Annotated in this window: 10 protein-coding genes; 5 read left to right on the top strand and 5 right to left on the bottom strand. The window is 71.8% G+C overall.

Annotated elements, in window-relative coordinates; genetic code table 11:
- Positions 1-110: 110 nt before the first annotated feature.
- Complete coding sequence (locus KGD84_RS12115; protein ID WP_220560401.1) at positions 111-2,759, bottom strand: hypothetical protein; 2,649 nt, start codon at positions 2,757-2,759, stop codon at positions 111-113.
- 334 nt (positions 2,760-3,093) lie between these two features.
- Here KGD84_RS12115 and KGD84_RS12120 point away from each other — a divergent pair, with 334 nt between their 5' ends.
- Positions 3,094-3,549 carry a GNAT family N-acetyltransferase gene (locus KGD84_RS12120; protein WP_220565688.1) on the top strand — a complete coding sequence of 152 codons (456 nt, stop codon included), beginning with the start codon at positions 3,094-3,096 and terminating at the stop codon, positions 3,547-3,549.
- A 36-nt stretch (positions 3,550-3,585) separates the two neighbouring features.
- Here KGD84_RS12120 and KGD84_RS12125 read toward each other — a convergent pair whose 3' ends face one another.
- Together KGD84_RS12125 and KGD84_RS12130 are read right to left on the bottom strand one after the other, a co-directional pair.
- Entirely contained in the window at positions 3,586-5,175 is a 1,590-nt protein-coding gene (locus KGD84_RS12125) for a hypothetical protein (protein WP_255646474.1), read from the bottom strand.
- A 107-nt stretch (positions 5,176-5,282) separates the two neighbouring features.
- Positions 5,283-6,452, bottom strand: a complete 1,170-nt coding sequence (locus tag KGD84_RS12130) for a CapA family protein (RefSeq protein ID WP_220560402.1) — start codon at positions 6,450-6,452, stop codon at positions 5,283-5,285.
- A gap of 217 nt (positions 6,453-6,669) precedes the next feature.
- Here KGD84_RS12130 and fxsA (KGD84_RS12135) point away from each other — a divergent pair, with 217 nt between their 5' ends.
- Entirely contained in the window at positions 6,670-6,858 is a 189-nt protein-coding gene (fxsA, locus tag KGD84_RS12135; RefSeq protein ID WP_220560403.1) for an FxSxx-COOH cyclophane-containing RiPP peptide, read from the top strand.
- A 17-nt stretch (positions 6,859-6,875) separates the two neighbouring features.
- Here fxsA (KGD84_RS12135) and fxsT read toward each other — a convergent pair whose 3' ends face one another.
- On the bottom strand, positions 6,876-9,419 hold the full coding sequence (fxsT, locus tag KGD84_RS12140; protein ID WP_338151208.1) for an FxSxx-COOH system tetratricopeptide repeat protein: 2,544 nt from the start codon (positions 9,417-9,419) through the stop codon (positions 6,876-6,878).
- A gap of 183 nt (positions 9,420-9,602) precedes the next feature.
- Here fxsT and fxsA (KGD84_RS12145) point away from each other — a divergent pair, with 183 nt between their 5' ends.
- The 3 genes from fxsA (KGD84_RS12145) to KGD84_RS12155 all read left to right on the top strand — a co-directional run bounded on the left by fxsA (KGD84_RS12145) (position 9,603) and on the right by KGD84_RS12155 (position 12,572).
- Positions 9,603-9,860, top strand: a complete 258-nt coding sequence (gene fxsA / locus KGD84_RS12145) for an FxSxx-COOH cyclophane-containing RiPP peptide (RefSeq protein WP_220560406.1) — start codon at positions 9,603-9,605, stop codon at positions 9,858-9,860.
- Between the two features lie 147 nt (positions 9,861-10,007).
- Positions 10,008-11,234, top strand: coding sequence for an FxsB family cyclophane-forming radical SAM/SPASM peptide maturase (locus tag KGD84_RS12150; protein WP_255646475.1), 1,227 nt, complete (start codon positions 10,008-10,010; stop codon positions 11,232-11,234).
- Positions 11,235-12,572: an HEXXH motif domain-containing protein gene (locus tag KGD84_RS12155; protein ID WP_220560408.1), complete on the top strand. Its 1,338-nt coding sequence runs from the start codon at positions 11,235-11,237 to the stop codon at positions 12,570-12,572. It abuts the gene before it with no gap.
- Here the strand turns inward: KGD84_RS12155 and KGD84_RS12160 are convergent.
- Positions 12,543-15,401, bottom strand: a complete 2,859-nt coding sequence (locus KGD84_RS12160) for an ATP-binding protein (protein WP_220560409.1) — start codon at positions 15,399-15,401, stop codon at positions 12,543-12,545. The genes KGD84_RS12155 and KGD84_RS12160 overlap by 30 nt on opposite strands.
- Positions 15,402-15,471: the final 70 nt, after the last annotated feature.

Consider the following 15,471-nt stretch of genomic DNA (forward strand, 5'->3'; position numbering starts at 1 on the left):
GAGGGAATCCCGGGGGCCACCCGTAATCCGAATAACCCTCCCGCGGAGCCGCGGGATCCGGTATAGGGCGCCGCGGGGCGCCGGTCGCGGTGGTGGCGCGCGGGGCCGGGTCACGGGGAGGCGTCCTCCCCCTGCGGACACCACCCCCGATAGGGGCAGGTCCGGCAGGCCGGTCCGGGCACGGGGACGTATGCCCGGTCGCGGTGCCAGGGGGCGACCAGCGCGCGGACGGTGCGCTCGGCGGCCGCCAGGACCTGCGGCGAGGCCGGGTCCATGGTGTCGACATGGGCGCCGTCGGGGCCGAGGACCTCCACCTCCACCGCGGGTTCGGGGCCGGCGGCGATCACCCCGGAGGCGAAGAACAGTACCCCCAGGGCGGCGCGCGGGTCCTGCGCGAAGAGCGCGAGGCCGGTCGCCCCGGGTGGTCCCTCCTCGGAGATCAGGACGCTGCGGTGGACCCAGGAGCCGCGCCGGTGGTGCAGGACGTCGGTGCGGTACACCACCAGCACGTCGGCCTCGGTGTCGTCGGCGGTCAGGGTGGGCCCGGAACGCACGTGGTCGCCCGCGGGCAGGTCGCGCAGCGGGCACACGGGGATGTGCGCGGCGAGCAGGGCGGCGGCCCGCCGGGCCCGCTCGCCGAACAGCCGCCGCCCGGCGCACGCCCACCGCGCGGGGTCCACCGGCAGGTCGGCGGGCTCGCAGGCCCGTCGCGGCAGCCGTTCGTGCGCCCGCTCCAACCAGGCCCGCACCGCCCCCGCCACCACCCCGTCCCCATGCCCGCCCGGCGGCGGGCCGCCGCCGGACCCGCCGCCCGTGCCTGCACGCTCCGACCCTGCGGCCCGAGAGGGAACACGCTCCCCGGGCTCCCCGCCACCGGCCCACCCCGGGACCGCGGGCGCCACGTTCTCGCCGTGTAGGGCGGGAACGTTGCGCGGGACGGCCTCATCGCGCCGGGCGGGCACGCCGCATGGGACGGATGCGCCGCGCGGTGTGTCTTCCTCGTGTGAGACGGGTGCATCCTGCGGGGCGAACTTGCCGTGTGGATCGGGTGTGTCGTGCGGGATGCCCTCATCATGTGGGGCGGTCTTGTCGCGCTGTGCGGGTGTGCCGTGTGGGACGGCCTCGCCACGCGGCACGGGTATGTCGCGCAGGGCGGTCTCGCTGTGCGGGACGGGTGCGCCATGCGGCGCGGGTGCGTCGCCCGGTACGACCTCGTCGTGTGGGGTGGTCTTGTCACGGTGAGCGGGTGCATCGTGTGGGACGGTCTCGTCGTGCCGGATGGGTACGCCGTTTGGGACGAGTACACCGCTCGGTGCACCCTCTTCGTGCGGCACGGGTACATCATGCGGCCCGGTCTCGTCGTGCCGGGCGGATGCACCGCATAGGGCGTTCTTGTCGTGCGGGGCGGCCTCGCCGTGTGGGCCGGGTGTGCCGCGCGGGATGTCCTCATCGCGCGGGGCGGTCTCGTTATGCGGGTCGGGGGAGCCGTATGGGACGGGTGCGCCCCCCGAGGCCTCATCGCGCGGTGCGGCCTCGCTGCGCGGGATGGGAGCGCCGTGCGGGGCGGTCTTGCTGTGCGGGGCGGGCACTCCGCGTGGGGCGGGTTCGCCGTGCGGGACAGGTATGCCGCGAAGGGCGGGCACCGTGCCGTCGGGCACGGGGTCGGCTTCCCGTGCGCCCGGGCGGCGGGCGAAGCTCTCGGACGGGCCGGGTGCCCCGGGCATGCCGGACGCGGTGGCGGCACGGGGGGCGGGCCCGGGGCCTCCTGGTGCGGGCGGCGGCGCCGGTGGCCGGAGGTCGGTGGGGGCCGGGGGAAGGTCCAGGCTGCGGAAGTGGGCGCGGGCTGGACAGAGGACGTGTTCGCGGGCGGTGGCCGGGGACCAGGAGCGGCGTTCGCCGCCCGGTCCCAGGCCCAGCAGCCCCGGCGCGCGGGGCAGGCGGCCGCAGCCGCTGCGGACGGCGCAGGCCAGGCAGTCCTCCCCCGGGGAGCGGGCCCCGCCGACCAGGGCGGAGCGCAGCCCCTCGCGGCCCCGGGCGACGAACAGCGCCTCGGCGTCGGCGGCGGTGCCGTCGAACCGGACCTCCGTGGCGCCGTCCAGGCACGACACCCGGATCACCCGTACCCGCTCCGGCGGGTCGTCGCGGCAGCGCATCGGGTACGGGGCGCCGCCGTGGAAGCGCTCCGGGGCCGCGGCGTAGGCCTCCCGGTCGACCGGTGCCCCCGTGGCCAGCACGTACGCGGCGACCGCGAGCCCCGCGTCGGCGGGCGCCCGGCGCAGCCGGCCCGGCACCGGTACCCACAGCTCGCGGGCCGCGCCGAGGGTGTAGCAGCGGCCGGTGGCGCGCACCTCGTACGGGCGGCGGTGCCGGGACCCGCGTTCGGGCATGTACTGGCGCACCCGGAAGTCGGGGACGGGGGTGCGCCCGGCGGTCGCCGCCAGGTGGGTGCGGGCGGCGTGGCGCACCCACCGGCGCACCCCCTCGTGCACGGGCGGCACCCGCTCGCCCAGCACGGTGACCGGCGGGCGCCCCGGCGGCGGCGGATGGGCGCAGGCCCGCTCCAGCGACCAGCCCCGGTGCTCGACCAGGTCCAGGACGGCGTGCAGGACGGCCGCGGGCACCTCCCGCGGCCGGTGGCGGGCGGGGCCCAGTGCGAGGTCCGCCCGTACCCGGCGGTGCGCCGGACAGCCGCCGCGGGGGAGGACGGCGGTGTCGCTGAGGAGGCGGACGACGGGAGGGTGACCGGTGTCGGTGGTCATGTGCGGCACCTTCCGGAGGGCTTCTCCTTCAAAGGGTGGCACGGACGGCGGGATCGTGCCGGGGGCCTGTGGACAACCCTTCCGGCCGCTGCGGCCGGGGGTTCCGCGCGGCCCGTCCCCGAACGCGATCCGTGACGGCCGCGGCCCGGCGCCGGGCTCGGATCCGCTGTTCGGAGGGGGTGGCGCGGGCGCTCCGAGGAGGGGATGAACCCACGTAAAAAGTCACTCACGGTGACGTTTTCGGCGCCTTGGGAGGCGCGGCGAACCCACACGCCGCCCCCTCCGATCATGTTGAATGTCGACCATGATCGTGCGTCGAGTACTTCCCGATGAGATGAGCGCCGTCAGCGAGCTGCGGGTGATCGCCTATACGGCCGACGGACTGTTGGATGTCAACCCGGTCTACGTCGAGACGCTGCGGCTGCTGGGCACCGACGGTGAGGGCGAGGTCCTGGTCGCCGAGGACGGCGGTCGCCTGCTGGGGACGATCATGTTCGAGCCCTGGTCCCCGCGCAGCGAGATCGCCCGGGGCGCGGACGAGGCGGAGGTGCGCGCGTTCGCGGTCGCGCCCCAGGCCCGGGGCCGGGGGGTGGGCCGCGCCCTGGTCAACGCGCTGGTGGAGCGGGCCCGCGAGGAGGGCGTCTCGCGGCTGCTGCTGTCCACCCAGCCGCAGATGCTCTCGGCCCAGTACGTCTACCGGGCCCGCGGGTTCGTCCGGGTGCCCGAGCGCGACTGGTCCCCGCTGCCCGACGTCACGCTGCTCACCTACGAGCTGGTGATCAAGGACTGAGGGCGGGGCCCGGGCCGCCCGTCCGCGGCCCGGAGGTCAGCCCGCGCGGACCCGGCGGGCCGCCCGGGCCAGGTCCAGCCCCAGCTCCCCGTCGGCCAGGCGGTCCAGGACGCCGTCGGCGGCGGGGTGCCCGGACACACGCACCGAGCGGACGAACCGGGTGGCGTGCGGGGCCAGCCGCTCCCGGTCGTCGTCGGGCAGCGGGAGCCCCGCCTCGGCGAGCGCGGCGTAGTCGTCCAGCAGGGCCCACGCGGTGACCGGGGAGGTCGGCGGTTCGGGGGTGCCCGGCCGCAGCCGCCGCACCCACCCGCCGAGCACCGGGTGGTTCAGGTGGGCGCGCAGGGCGACCTCCGGGTCCGCGCCGCGCTCGGCCAGCAGCGTGAAGACCTTCCTGCGCCGGTGCCAGGCCCGGGGCTCGGTGCAGGCCTGGACCAGTTCCCCGGCGACGGCGCCGATGTCGCGGCCCCGGGCCCACCGGTCCAACAGCCCCTCGGTGTCCACCGGACGGCCCTCCTCCAGCAGGGCCAGCACTTCGCGGACGCCCATGTCGGGGATGGCGCGGGTCACCCGCACGGCGGCGCCCGCGCGCTGCAGCTGGCGCACCATGAAGTGGTCGCCCAGCCGCGCGATGCGGAACCGCCCGCCGACGCGGTGCACCGCGTCCAGCTCGGCCAGCACCTCCAGGGCCGCGCGCATCCGCTCGGGACCGGCCCCGCCCCGCCCGCGGTAGGCGGCGGCCACCTCGGCGGCGGTGCGCTCCCGGCCCGACAGGAACAGGTCGGTGAGCGCCAGCAGGGCGGCGGTGCCGTGTTCGGCGGCCATCGCGGGCAGCGCGTCGGCCCAGGCGTCGGCGACCGCCCCGGGTACCCCCGAGGACCAGGCGTAGGCGGCGCGCCCGGTGAGCACCCGGGTGTAGGTGGTGCGCAGCAGCCGGGCGGCGCGGGCCACGCAGAACAGGTGGTCGACGTCGTCCGGCGTCGTCTCCAGGTGGGCGGCGGCCGCCGGCACGTCCTCGGCGCACAGGGCGTCGCGGCCCCCGGGGTCGGGGCGCAGCACCCTGCCCCGGTCGACCCACACGGTCAGGCGGGCGGCGTCGGCCAGGGTGCGGCAGCGGCGGGCGGCGTCGTCCAGGTCCCCGGGCTCCGCGGGGGTGACCGGGCGCGGCGGCGCCTCCTCGAACCGGTCCGCCAGCACCGGTGCGGCCGCCGGGACGGCGGCGGGGCCGGTGTCGGAGCACGGGTCCAGGTCGGCCTCCTCGACGGCGGCCCGCAGCCGCCGCGGGCTCTCGTCGGAGAGCAGGCCGCCCTGGCCGACCAGGTGGTCGCACCAGGTCAGCCAGGTCGAGCGCAGCACCTCGGCGCCTCCGCCCGACCCGTCGGCGCCGCGCAGGCCGCCGAGGGGCAGGGCCCCGGCGCGCACCGCGCGCGCCACCTCCCGGACGTCGTCGACGCACCAGTCCCCGGGCTCGGGCGCCCCGAGGTCCCGGTGGGCGGTGAGCAGCAGGGCCAGGGCGCCGGGGTCCGGGGCGGGTCCGGTGTCGGCGTCCTCCGCCCAGTCGAGGCAGGCCCGCACCGCGGAGGCGACGCCCCGGGTCATCGCCCCCTCACCGAAAGTGGTGGTACTCACGGCTTCAGACTAGCCGTGCGCGGAACCCGCGGGGCCGGGAACCCCGAAAACGCACCAGGTCCGCGCACCGGGCACCCGCACAGGGTGCGTGGCCCCGGCCCACGCGCTCACCCCGCCATGGAGAACCCGGGGTCGCCGCTCACCCCCAGGCCGTCGACGTACCCGGTGATCCGCTCCACCGCCGCCCGGTACACCTCCCGTTCGTGCCCGGGCAGGTCGGGCGAGGCCAGCTCGTCGGCCAGGTCCACCACGCGCAGCGGCCCCAGGGCGACCCAGGTCGGCCGCATCTCCAGCGCGGACGACTCCCAGACCCCGGGCTCCACCTCGGTGAACTCCACCCGGGCCAGCACGCCTTCGCGGCGCGAGTCGATGGGCGGGGACGACTGCCCGGCGACCTGGTTGCCCAGCCCGTAGACCACCCACTCGCCGCCGATCCGCTCCGCCGACTGCACCACGTGCGCGTGGTGGCCCAGGATCAGGTCGATGTCGGGGGAGGCGACCAGGTCGGACAGCTCCAGCTGGAACCCGTCGGCCTCGTGCGCGTACTCGGTGCCCCAGTGCATCGACAGCACCACGATCTGCGCGCCCAGCTCCCGGGCCAGCGCCGCCTCGGCGCGGATGGCCTCCTCGTCGATGAGGTCGGCCATCCACTCCTTGCCCTCCGGCGGCAGGAACCCGTTGAAGCCGTAGGTGTAGGACAGGTGCGCGACCGGCACCGGGGCGCCCCCGTCGGCGGGTTCGACCTGGTAGATCTGCGGATCCCGCGACTCCTGCTCGGTGCGGGCGCTGCCCGCCGCGCCCAGCCCGGCCGCCTCCAGGGCGTCCAGGGTGCGGACCACTCCGGCCTCGCCGTTGTCCAGGGTGTGGTTGGAGGCGGTCGAGCAGCCGTCGTAACCGGAGTCGGCGAGCCCCTGGGCGACCTGCGGGGGCGCGCTGAACACGGGGTATCCGCTGAAGGGTCCTTCCTCCGGGGCCAGGGGCACCTCCAGGTGGCACAGGGCCAGGTCGGCGCCCTCCAGGGCGGGGGAGATCCCGGAGAAGAGCGGGGCGAAGTCGAACTCGCCGCCCCCGTTCTGCCGGGCCTGCTCCCAGACCGAGGCGTGCACCAGCACGTCGCCGCCGCCGATCACGCTCAGGGTGCGGGGGACGTGCGCGGTGGGGGAGGGGGTCGGCGGGGCCGCGCCGGCGGTGTTCTCCACCCGGGGGGCGGAGCAGGCGGTCGGGGCCAGGGTCGCCGCGGTCAGCAGGGACAGGATGCGCAGGCCGGTCCGGGTCATCGTCCCACGGTAGGAACGAAGTGGGTGATAAGGGTGGTCGGCGGTGTCATCGGTGGCAAAGGGATAAAACGCCTTTTAACGTGATGAAACCGTTCCAATGAAGAGAGAGGAATGCAGAGATTTCTTCGGCTCCCCGCCCGGGCCCGGGTCGGGCGGCCTTCCGCTGCCCGGGGGACCCTTAGGATGTCGTCACCGGTCGGCCGCTGCGGAGGAGACGATGGACGAGCAACCCCTTTCCCCCGGCGTCGGCCTGGTGGAGGTCTCCGGCCTGTCCCTGCGCGACCTCGGAACGGCGGGCGACACGGTGATCGCCCGGGCGCTGCGCGAGGTGCTCGCCACCACCCCCGACGGTGAGGAGGGCGTGGCCGCCTTCTCCAACGACGGTGACGACGGCGGCCCCTGGTAGGCGCGCCGCCGGGCCGTTCACAGGAGCGGCGGATCGAGGTCGGAGGTCATGCGCCCGCCCGCCGCCATCGTGCGGGTGAGGATGTGCCCGGCCCCCAGCACCCTGGTGTACGAGGCCCTGGCGGCCTCCGCCAGGCTCCGCGCCTCCCCCTCCTCGCCCAGGGCCGCCAGATCCAGCGCCAGGTTGGCCGTGCCGGCCAGGGTCATGGGGTGCTCGTCGCCGATGAGCGCGCGCAGCCGCCGCACCGTGTCCCGGCCCGACCGTACGGCCGCGGCCGTCTCGCCCAGGGCGGCCAGATCCCCGGCGAGGTTGTTGGCCACCGCGAGGGAGTAGTGGTGGTCGCGCCCCAGGAGGACGTCCAGGCTCCGTAGCGTTGCTTCGTTCATCCGGCGGGCCTGCCCGGCGTCTCCGCGCAGCCGGTGGACCAGGGCCGTGTTCGCCGCGCACGCCTGGTGGTACGGGTGGTCGGGGCCGTAGACCCGGGCGTACCGCTCCAGAGCGTCCAGGGCGGTGGAGAGGGCTCCGTCCAGATCGCCCTCCACCCGCATGAGGTTCACCAGGCACATGGCCGCGGCCAGGGTCTCGGGATGGTCGGCGTCGTACAGCCGCAGGTAGCGGTCGTGCGCGTCCCGGGCCAGGGTGCGCGCCCGCTCCAGGTTCCCGGACAGGCGGTGGGCGATGGACAGGTCCAGCTGGACGCGCAGGGTGCGCGGGTGCTCCCTGCCGAGCTGCTCCCGGCCGTAGGCGAGCGCCTCCTCGCCCAGGTCGCACGCCTCGGCGTACTTCCCGCTCAGGCGTACCGCCTGTGCCAGGCTGTTCCAGAAGGCCGCCAGGTTCGGCGACCCGTCGGCCGAGGCCTGGCGCTTGTAGAGCATGTAGGCCTGCTCGTGGCGCAGCCGCGCCCCCGCGAAGTCGCTCAGCAGGGTGTGGTCGATGGCCAGGTTGTGCAGGGCCCGCAGCGTGACGTTGTGGTCGGGGCCCAGGGCCCGCACGTGCAGCCGGTAGGTCTCCGTGTCGTGCTCGAAGGCCTCACGGAACCGGCCCTGGGCGCGCAGGTCGGCGCCGATCCCTGAGAGGAGGGTCAGGGTTTCGGGGTGGTCGGGGCCCAGCACCTCCTTGATGCGGGGCAGCATGGCGACGTTCAGCCGGTAGGCCTCCTCGTAGCGGCCCAGGTCCCGCAACCTGTTGGCGTAGCTCCTCTTGGCCTTGAGGAGATCGGGGTCGTCCTCCCCGAAGGCGGCGGCCCAGCGCGCGATGAGGTTGCGCGCGTGGTTCTCGGCGGTGGCGTAGTTGCCCGAGAAGTACAGGAAGGACAGGACGCTGAGCGAGAGCCTCCGCGCCTCGGGCAGTTCGCTCAGCGGGACGCCGGCGGGCTCCAGGTGGGGGAGCAGGTCCAGGTAGCGGTCCTGGGCCTGCCGTCCCAGCAGGCCCACCGGCTCTGCCGCGGCGAGCAGGGCGCACACCTCGGTGCGCACGGCCCGCAGCCGTTCGGCGTCGAGCCTCCAGCGGATCAGCTTCTGGACGAGCGAGTGGACCTGGATGGTGCGGTTGGCGTTGTCGATCTTGACCAGGGCGTAGCGGCCCAGCTGGCCGAAGGCCCGGCTGAGCCTGATCGGGTCGTTCAGCAGGGCGGCGGTCCCGGGCCGCACGTGCGGGCTGTCCGTGGCGAAGAAGACGTCCCGGGGGATGGGCTCGGGGCCGAAGACAGAGCAGGTCTCCAGGAGTTCCACGGCCTCCGGCGTGCCGGCCGCCAGCTCCTTGAGCGAGATCTGGAGCGAGGCGCTCAGGGACGCGTGGTAGTCGGGGGGATGGCCCTGGCTCAGCAGGTCCTCGGGCCGCCGTTCCAGCAGGCGGAGGTACTCGCGGCTGGACATGCCGGTCTCCGTCAGCAGCGCCCCCGCCTGCTCCAGGGCCAGGGGCAGGTGCCCGAGGGCCTGGGCCAGGTCCGCCGCGGACGCCTCGTCCAGCCCCTGGGGTACGCGCCTGCGCAGGAATTCCGCGCTCTCCCTCGGTGGGAAGACCTCGATGGGGACGGTGGTCGCCCGCCCCGTCCAACGGTGGTTGCGGGAGGTGATGAGCACGTGGCCGGTGCCCTCGGGGATGAGTTCGTAGAGGTCCTCGGGTTCGTCCGCGCTGTCGAAGACGAGCAGCCACCTGCGGTAGGGCTCGCCGCGCCGCAGTGCGTCGAGGACGCCGCTCGCGGCATCCTCGATGCCGGTCACCCCGGGTCCGGGGAGCCCGAGGTGCTGGGCCAGCTGGGCCATGTTCGAACGCACCAGGCCGGGCTGCCCGGCGGGTATCCACCACACCAGGTCGTACTCGGCCTTGGAGCGGTGGACGTGCTCCACGGCGGTGAGCGACTTGCCGACCCCGTAGTGCCCGTGCAGGACCACGGTCGCCGCTCCGCTGCGCAGTTCGCGCCGGAGCCCGGCCAGGGGCCCCTCGCGACCGATGAAGTTCATGGAACGCGGCGGCACCCGGCCCCAGACCGTGGGGATCCGTTCCCGTGGACCGCCCTCGCCGTGGTGCGCATGTTCTCTTTGTGAATTCACTCGGATCACACGGGCAACAGCATCATCTTTTTCCTTTATGTCGCCCCCTGCGGTGGAGTGAGCGCGAATTTCCCTGCGGAGAACAGGGTAAATGACGGTCACGACGGCAGGAAGTGCGGTTTCCGATGAGGGGCGGTACCGTTCTCCCGAGCCGGCCGTCGGCGGTCGATGGAGTGGCGGAGGCGGAGGACGATGGTCGAAATGCAGGTGGAGCGCGTCGGCGCCATGGTGGACGTGGGCGGGATGTCCCTCGAGGACCTCGCCGGAGTGGATTCCTCCGTGGTCGCCCACGTTCTGCGCGGCGTCCTGGGGGCTCCGGGAGCGGGACCCGAAGCGGTGTCCGGGTTCGTCAACGAGTCCGATCAGCGCTCGGACAACGAGGTGCCTCCGCAGAAGCCCGGTTCCTCCGGATATGAGGGCAGGGAATCCCTCACGGGCGGCGGGAGGTGATCCCTTTCCCGTTCGGCGCCGTCGGACGCGGTGCCCGCCGGGCTGTCCGAGATCAATGTCCGTACCCCGCTCGCATATGAACACCAAGGAAGGGGAGTCGTACCGATCCCCTTTTTTTCATGTGCTCTCCCCCCAGGAGGACACCGCGTGACCGACGACCCCGTCACGACAGCCCGTCCCCACCAGGAGGAATGGCCCGCCGGGCTGGACGTGCAGGACCTGCTCGCCCAGGGATGGCGCCCCACGCCCTTCCTCCAGTTCATCCTCAAGGTCCACAGCCGCTGCAACCTCGCCTGCGACTACTGCTACATGTACGAGATGGCCGACCAGGGGTGGCGCCGCCAACCCCGGCGGATGGCCCGGCCGATCGTCGACAGGGTCGCCGAACGCATCGCCGCGCACGCCCGCGCCCACGGCCGCTCCCGGGTGGACGTCATCCTCCACGGCGGCGAACCCCTGCTGGCCGGGGTGGACCACCTCCGCTACGTCGCCGATGCCCTGCACAAGACCTGCGACCCCGACGTGCACGTGTCCCTGCGCCTGCAGACCAACGGCGTCCTCATCGACGACGCCTTCCTCGACCTGTTCGAGGAGAAGCGGATCCGCGTCGGCGTCAGCATCGACGGCGCCGAGGAGGACCACGACCGCCACCGCCGGCGCGCCAACGGCCGCGGCACCCACGCCGAGACCCGGGCCGGGCTGGAGCGCCTCACCCGCCGCCACCGCCACCTGCTCTCCGGGCTGCTCGCCACCGTCGACCTGGAGTCCGACCCTGTCACCACCTACGAAGCCCTGCTGGAGTTCGACCCTCCCGGCATCGACCTCCTGCTGCCCCACGGCACCTGGGACACGCCGCCCCCGGGGCTGACGGGGGAGAGCACCCCCTACGGCGACTGGCTGGTCGCCGTCTTCGACCGCTGGTACGGGGCTCCCGAGCGCGAGACCAACATCCGCATGTTCACCGAGATCATCCGCCTCGTCCTGGGCTCCCACTCGCGCACGGAGACCATCGGCCTGTCCCCGGCCGCCATGGTGGTGGTCGAGACCGACGGCTCGGTCGAACAGGTCGACACCCTCAAGGCCGTGGCCGAGGGGGCCGCGGCCACCCCCTTCCACACCCTCACCCACGACTTCACCGAGGCTCTGTACTCACCGGGCATCGTCGCCCGGCAGATCGGCGTGCGCGCCCTGAGCGCCACCTGCACGGCCTGTCCCCTGGTCCGGGTGTGCGGCGGGGGCCTGTACACGCACCGCTACCGGAGCGGCAGCGGCTTCCGCAACCCGTCCGTGTACTGCGCGGACCTGGCACGCCTGATCACCCATGTCCACCGCACCGTGGCCGCCGACGTGGCCCGCATCCGGGAAGAAAACTGAATGTCCACCACCGCATCCGTTCCCGACGAGGTCTTCGACGCCCTGGCCGAAGGAGGGGGCGGACCGTCGGCGACCGCCCACCTGCGCGCCGCCCAGTACGGCAAGCACCTGCTGCTGGTGCGGCGGGTCCTGGACGCGGCCCGGGAGGCGCGCCACCCGGACGCGGGCCGTGCCGAGGAGGCGTGGTGGGCCCTGATCGCGGCACAGGAGGCCGCCCCCGAGGCGGTCGCCGCCACCCTGCGCCACCCCACCGTCGGGGTCTGGGCCCGGCGCACCGTCCTGGCCCTGGAAGGGCACCGCAGGGAGGACCCCCGGGTCGCGGTCCTGGCGTCCCTGGCCGCGGCCGCCGCGCTGCGCGCCGGAACGGCCCTGCGGATCGAGGTCCCGCTGGACGGGCCCACCGCCCCGCTGGTCTCCCTGGGGCGGGCCGTGGTCGGCGGCAAGGGCGGCGCGATCGCCGAGGTGGCCGGCGGGCGGGCGGTGTTGAGCACCCGGGGCGGCGAGGTGGCGGTGCCCGACGACCCGCACCGGGACGGGCCCGGCTGGCAGGCCCTACGCAGAATGGAGGCCGAGCACGCGGGGCACCGCCTCGCCCTGCTCCTGGACGACCAGGAACCCGACCGCATGCCCGGGGCCGACCTCGTGCCCGGGCGCCTGAGCGCCCGGGAGGCGGAGCACTGGCGTGCGACGCTCCGCGAGGCCTGGGAGATCCTGGTGGAGCACCACTGGACGATCGCGCGGGAGACGGCCGACACCGTCTTCACCCTCACGCCCACCCGGGCCCGGGGCGGCGCCCACACCAGCGCGACCGCCCGGCACGCCTACGGCAACCTGGGACTGTCCACACCGCCGAACCCGGTGGCGCTCGCACTCACCTTCGCCCACGAGGTCCAGCACGCCAAACTGACCGCGCTGTGGGACCTGGCCCCGCTCACCCTTCCCGACGACGGCAGCCGCTACTACGCGCCCTGGCGCCCGGACCCCCGCCCCGCGGCGGGGCTGTTCCAGGGGGTGTACGCCCACCTGGGCGTGGCCGGCTTCTGGCGCCGCCACCGGCACACCGTGACCGGAGCGGAGCAGGAGCGCGCACACGCGCAGTTCGCGCACTGGCGGCGTTCCACCCTGGACGCCGCCCGGGTGCTGGCGGGCTCGGGCCGCCTCACCCCGGCGGGTGAGCGGTTCCTGCCCGCCACCACCCGGACCCTGCTGGCCTGGCAGGACGAACCGGTGCCCGCGTCGGCCGCGGAGGCCGCCGACCGGGCGGCCCGGGAGCACCTGGCCCACTGGACCGAGCGCAACGGGAACTCCTCAATCACTGGAACCTTCTCCCATGGATAGCGCGGCCTCCACCCGCGACGCATGTACCGAACCGATGGAGGAAAGATGGGTGAGCGCTCGCTCGAGATGTTCACGGGCTTCGGTGGTACGCCCCTCTTCGTGTAGACACCGACCCAGCCCTTCCAGCGCGAGAGATTTCTCCAGGGGGAGTGAGTGTTCTACAGCAGTGGTGAGAGCGCCATCGAACGCTTGCCGTGCGCAAGGCACGTCGCCGCTGCCCAGATGAACGCGGCCGAGGCGGTATAGGAACCGCGCCTCCTCGCGTCGAGAACCGATTCTTCGGGTGATGGACAAGGCATGTTCTAGATTCTCGAGGGCGGAGGCGTGATCGCCGAGTGCGGCTTGCGCGGATCCCAGGGCGGCTCGGGTCTCCGCCTCCCTTTGTGGGCTGATCCTCTCATTGAATATATTAAATGTTGCGGACAGAACCGAGATGGCTTCGTCGTATTCCCCGGAGGTCTCGTGGAGGATTCCGAGCTTGGAAAGAGCGCATGCCATCCCCGAGACGGCCTGTAGGTCTTCGAATATGTTTGCGGACTCGCGCAGGTCAGTGGTGCCGGAGAGGAAATCCCCGGTGTCGCACTTGACGGATCCCAAGTAGTGCAGGGCGTTGGCCTCACCAAGCCGGTTGCCCAGTTCTCGGTATTCTTGCAATGACCAGCTCAGGTCGGCGATGGCCCCTGGGTAGTCTTCGGTTAAATACTTGACTTCTCCGATACTTCGAACCGTGTTGACGAACTCCCGGTGGTTTCCCAGTTCGGCATATATCTCCCTGGCCTCTTGAAGTTCCAGGATCGAATCTTGGTACCCCAGGATATCGGTTCGAGCTCCGCCTAAATAGTTCAGTGAGATCGCGATTCCGAGTCGATCGCTTAGGGATCGGAAGAGGAAAAGTGCCTTTTCGTGGCTTTTTACCGCATCGGGGAAGAGGCCGCTTCGTCTTTGTACGACTCCTATGTGATTGATTGTTTTGGCAGACTTTCCGATATCCCCGATTCTCTCGTAGCCCTCTTTTGCTTGGTTGAGGTAGTCCAAGGCTCGAGAGAACCTGCCGCGCATTCTTTCGTTCAGCCCTCTTTGCATGAGCGTGTTGGCTATTCCTCTGGGGTTTCCCAGGGACTTGAAAATGGTGTGGGCCCGCCGTTGGTCGGCGTCTCCGGCCTCCGTGTATCCGAGCGAAGTCTGCACTCGCCCCAGTGCAGTGAGCGCGTTTCCTAGAGCGAGTTCATTTCCCAGGCGCTCGGCCGCTAACACTGCGATTTCTTGGAGCTCTCGGTCCACTCCTAGAAACCCCTCTTGCCAGAGAAAGAATGAGAGCACTCGGGGGAGGCCTAAGGCGTGGTCGTTCAGGTTTTGCTCGATGGCTCTCCGGGTGGCTGTGCGCAAATTTTCCAACTCGGATCGCAGCCATGATCGGGCCTGGCCGGGTGAGATGAATTCGGAGAGGGTTTCGGCAAGGACGACTCCGGGGAGCGGGGATATGGAGCGGCCTTCATAAAGTATTGCATCCGCCGCATGCGCGGTGGCGAGAAAGTAGTCCAGTGTTCTTTTTATCGTTTGTTGCCTGCTGGCTGAAGATAAAGAATTGAGTGCCCTTATTTTCAAGTGCTCGGATATCAGGTCGTGAAAATTGTAACGCTCTCTGGTCGCCTCCAAGATGAGGTGGCGATCATAAAGGGTGCTCAGATTATTTCTTGCGGTGTCCGGGTCGAGCCCGGTGGCTGCCGCCGCCGAGTGTACATCGAATTCCGAGCATGGATGGAAGGAAAGAAGGAGGAGAAATCTTTGAACGTCACCAGGGAGGCTATCGAAGGACAGATCCAGTGCGGCGGCCACGGAGACGTCCTCCGTTCTTATCGCACGAACCCGGTTTTTCGCCGAGACCAGATCGTCCACTAGGTCCCGTACCCGCCAGGAAGGACGGTGGGCCAGGCGCCCCGCCATGATTCCGACGGCCAGGGGCAGATGACCGCACAGGTGAACGAGTTCGTCCACATCTTCGGCTTCTTCGGTGTCGGCTCTCCGGGACAGGCCGGTGAAGAGCAGTGCCGCCTCTTTCGCGGAGAGGGGGGAAAGTGTGAGGGGGGTGGCCCCCGCGAGGCCGCTCATCCGAATGCGGCTGGTCACAAGGACAAGGGAACCGCCTTCGCCGGGCACAAGTGGCCGGACCTGGGCACTGCCTGCTGCGTCATCCAGGATCACCAGCATCCTCTTGCCCTCGGTCCGGCGTCTCCAAAGGGCAGAACGCGCCTCCACGTCCTCCGGGATTTGTTCTAGAGGGATCCCGGCTCCGACCAACAGTGAGAGGAGGGCGTCACCGGGCTCAGCTGGGCGCCGTTCGGGGGAGTGACCGTGAAGCTGGGCATAAAGTGCGCCGTCAGGGAACCTGTCTTTAAGGAGCCTGGCGACTCGAAGAGCGAACGCAGTTTTTCCGACACCGGCCATCCCGTCGATCGTGTGGATGATCGTTGTCCCGGAATCCTCGGAGGCGGCAGCCGCGGCGGTCAACGCTTCGATCTCCTCGGTCCGTCCTGTGAACACCGGCGTACTGCTCGGTAATCCACCAGAAGTCGACTGCCCGGATCCGCTAGCGAGGAGTACACCACCATGGATGCTTCGGGCTTGGATTATGGTGTTCCTGTCACCCTGGGAGAAATTGTCGGCGGGCATCTGGCTGTACTTCTCCTGAGAGGGGATGCTGGTAGAGGTACATGAACTCTTCGGGAGGTGCCGGTGTCGGAGAATTACGTGTCTGTGGTGGACCTGACCAGTCTGTCCCTGCTCGATGTCAAGGACTTGGGAGGGAGCGTGCTCGGCTCGGTTCTGCACCGGATCCTCGGAGCACAGGGCGCCGACGATTCGGAGGCCTGTGCTTTCTTTGCGAACGAAGGTGACGACG

The organism is Nocardiopsis changdeensis, assembly GCF_018316655.1.
GTDB classification, from domain to species: Bacteria; Actinomycetota; Actinomycetes; order Streptosporangiales; family Streptosporangiaceae; genus Nocardiopsis; species Nocardiopsis changdeensis.

Excerpts from the sequence above, each read along its gene's own strand:
- KGD84_RS12115 (WP_220560401.1), bottom strand. The coding sequence starts at position 2,759 with ATGACCACCGACACCGGTCACCCTCCCGTCGTCCGCCTCCTCAGCGAC.
- KGD84_RS12120 (WP_220565688.1), top strand. The coding sequence starts at position 3,094 with ATGAGCGCCGTCAGCGAGCTGCGGGTGATCGCCTATACGGCCGACGGA.
- KGD84_RS12130 (WP_220560402.1), bottom strand. The coding sequence starts at position 6,452 with ATGACCCGGACCGGCCTGCGCATCCTGTCCCTGCTGACCGCGGCGACC.
- fxsA (WP_220560403.1), top strand. The coding sequence starts at position 6,670 with ATGGACGAGCAACCCCTTTCCCCCGGCGTCGGCCTGGTGGAGGTCTCC.
- fxsA (WP_220560406.1), top strand. The coding sequence starts at position 9,603 with ATGGTCGAAATGCAGGTGGAGCGCGTCGGCGCCATGGTGGACGTGGGC.
- KGD84_RS12155 (WP_220560408.1), top strand. The coding sequence starts at position 11,235 with ATGTCCACCACCGCATCCGTTCCCGACGAGGTCTTCGACGCCCTGGCC.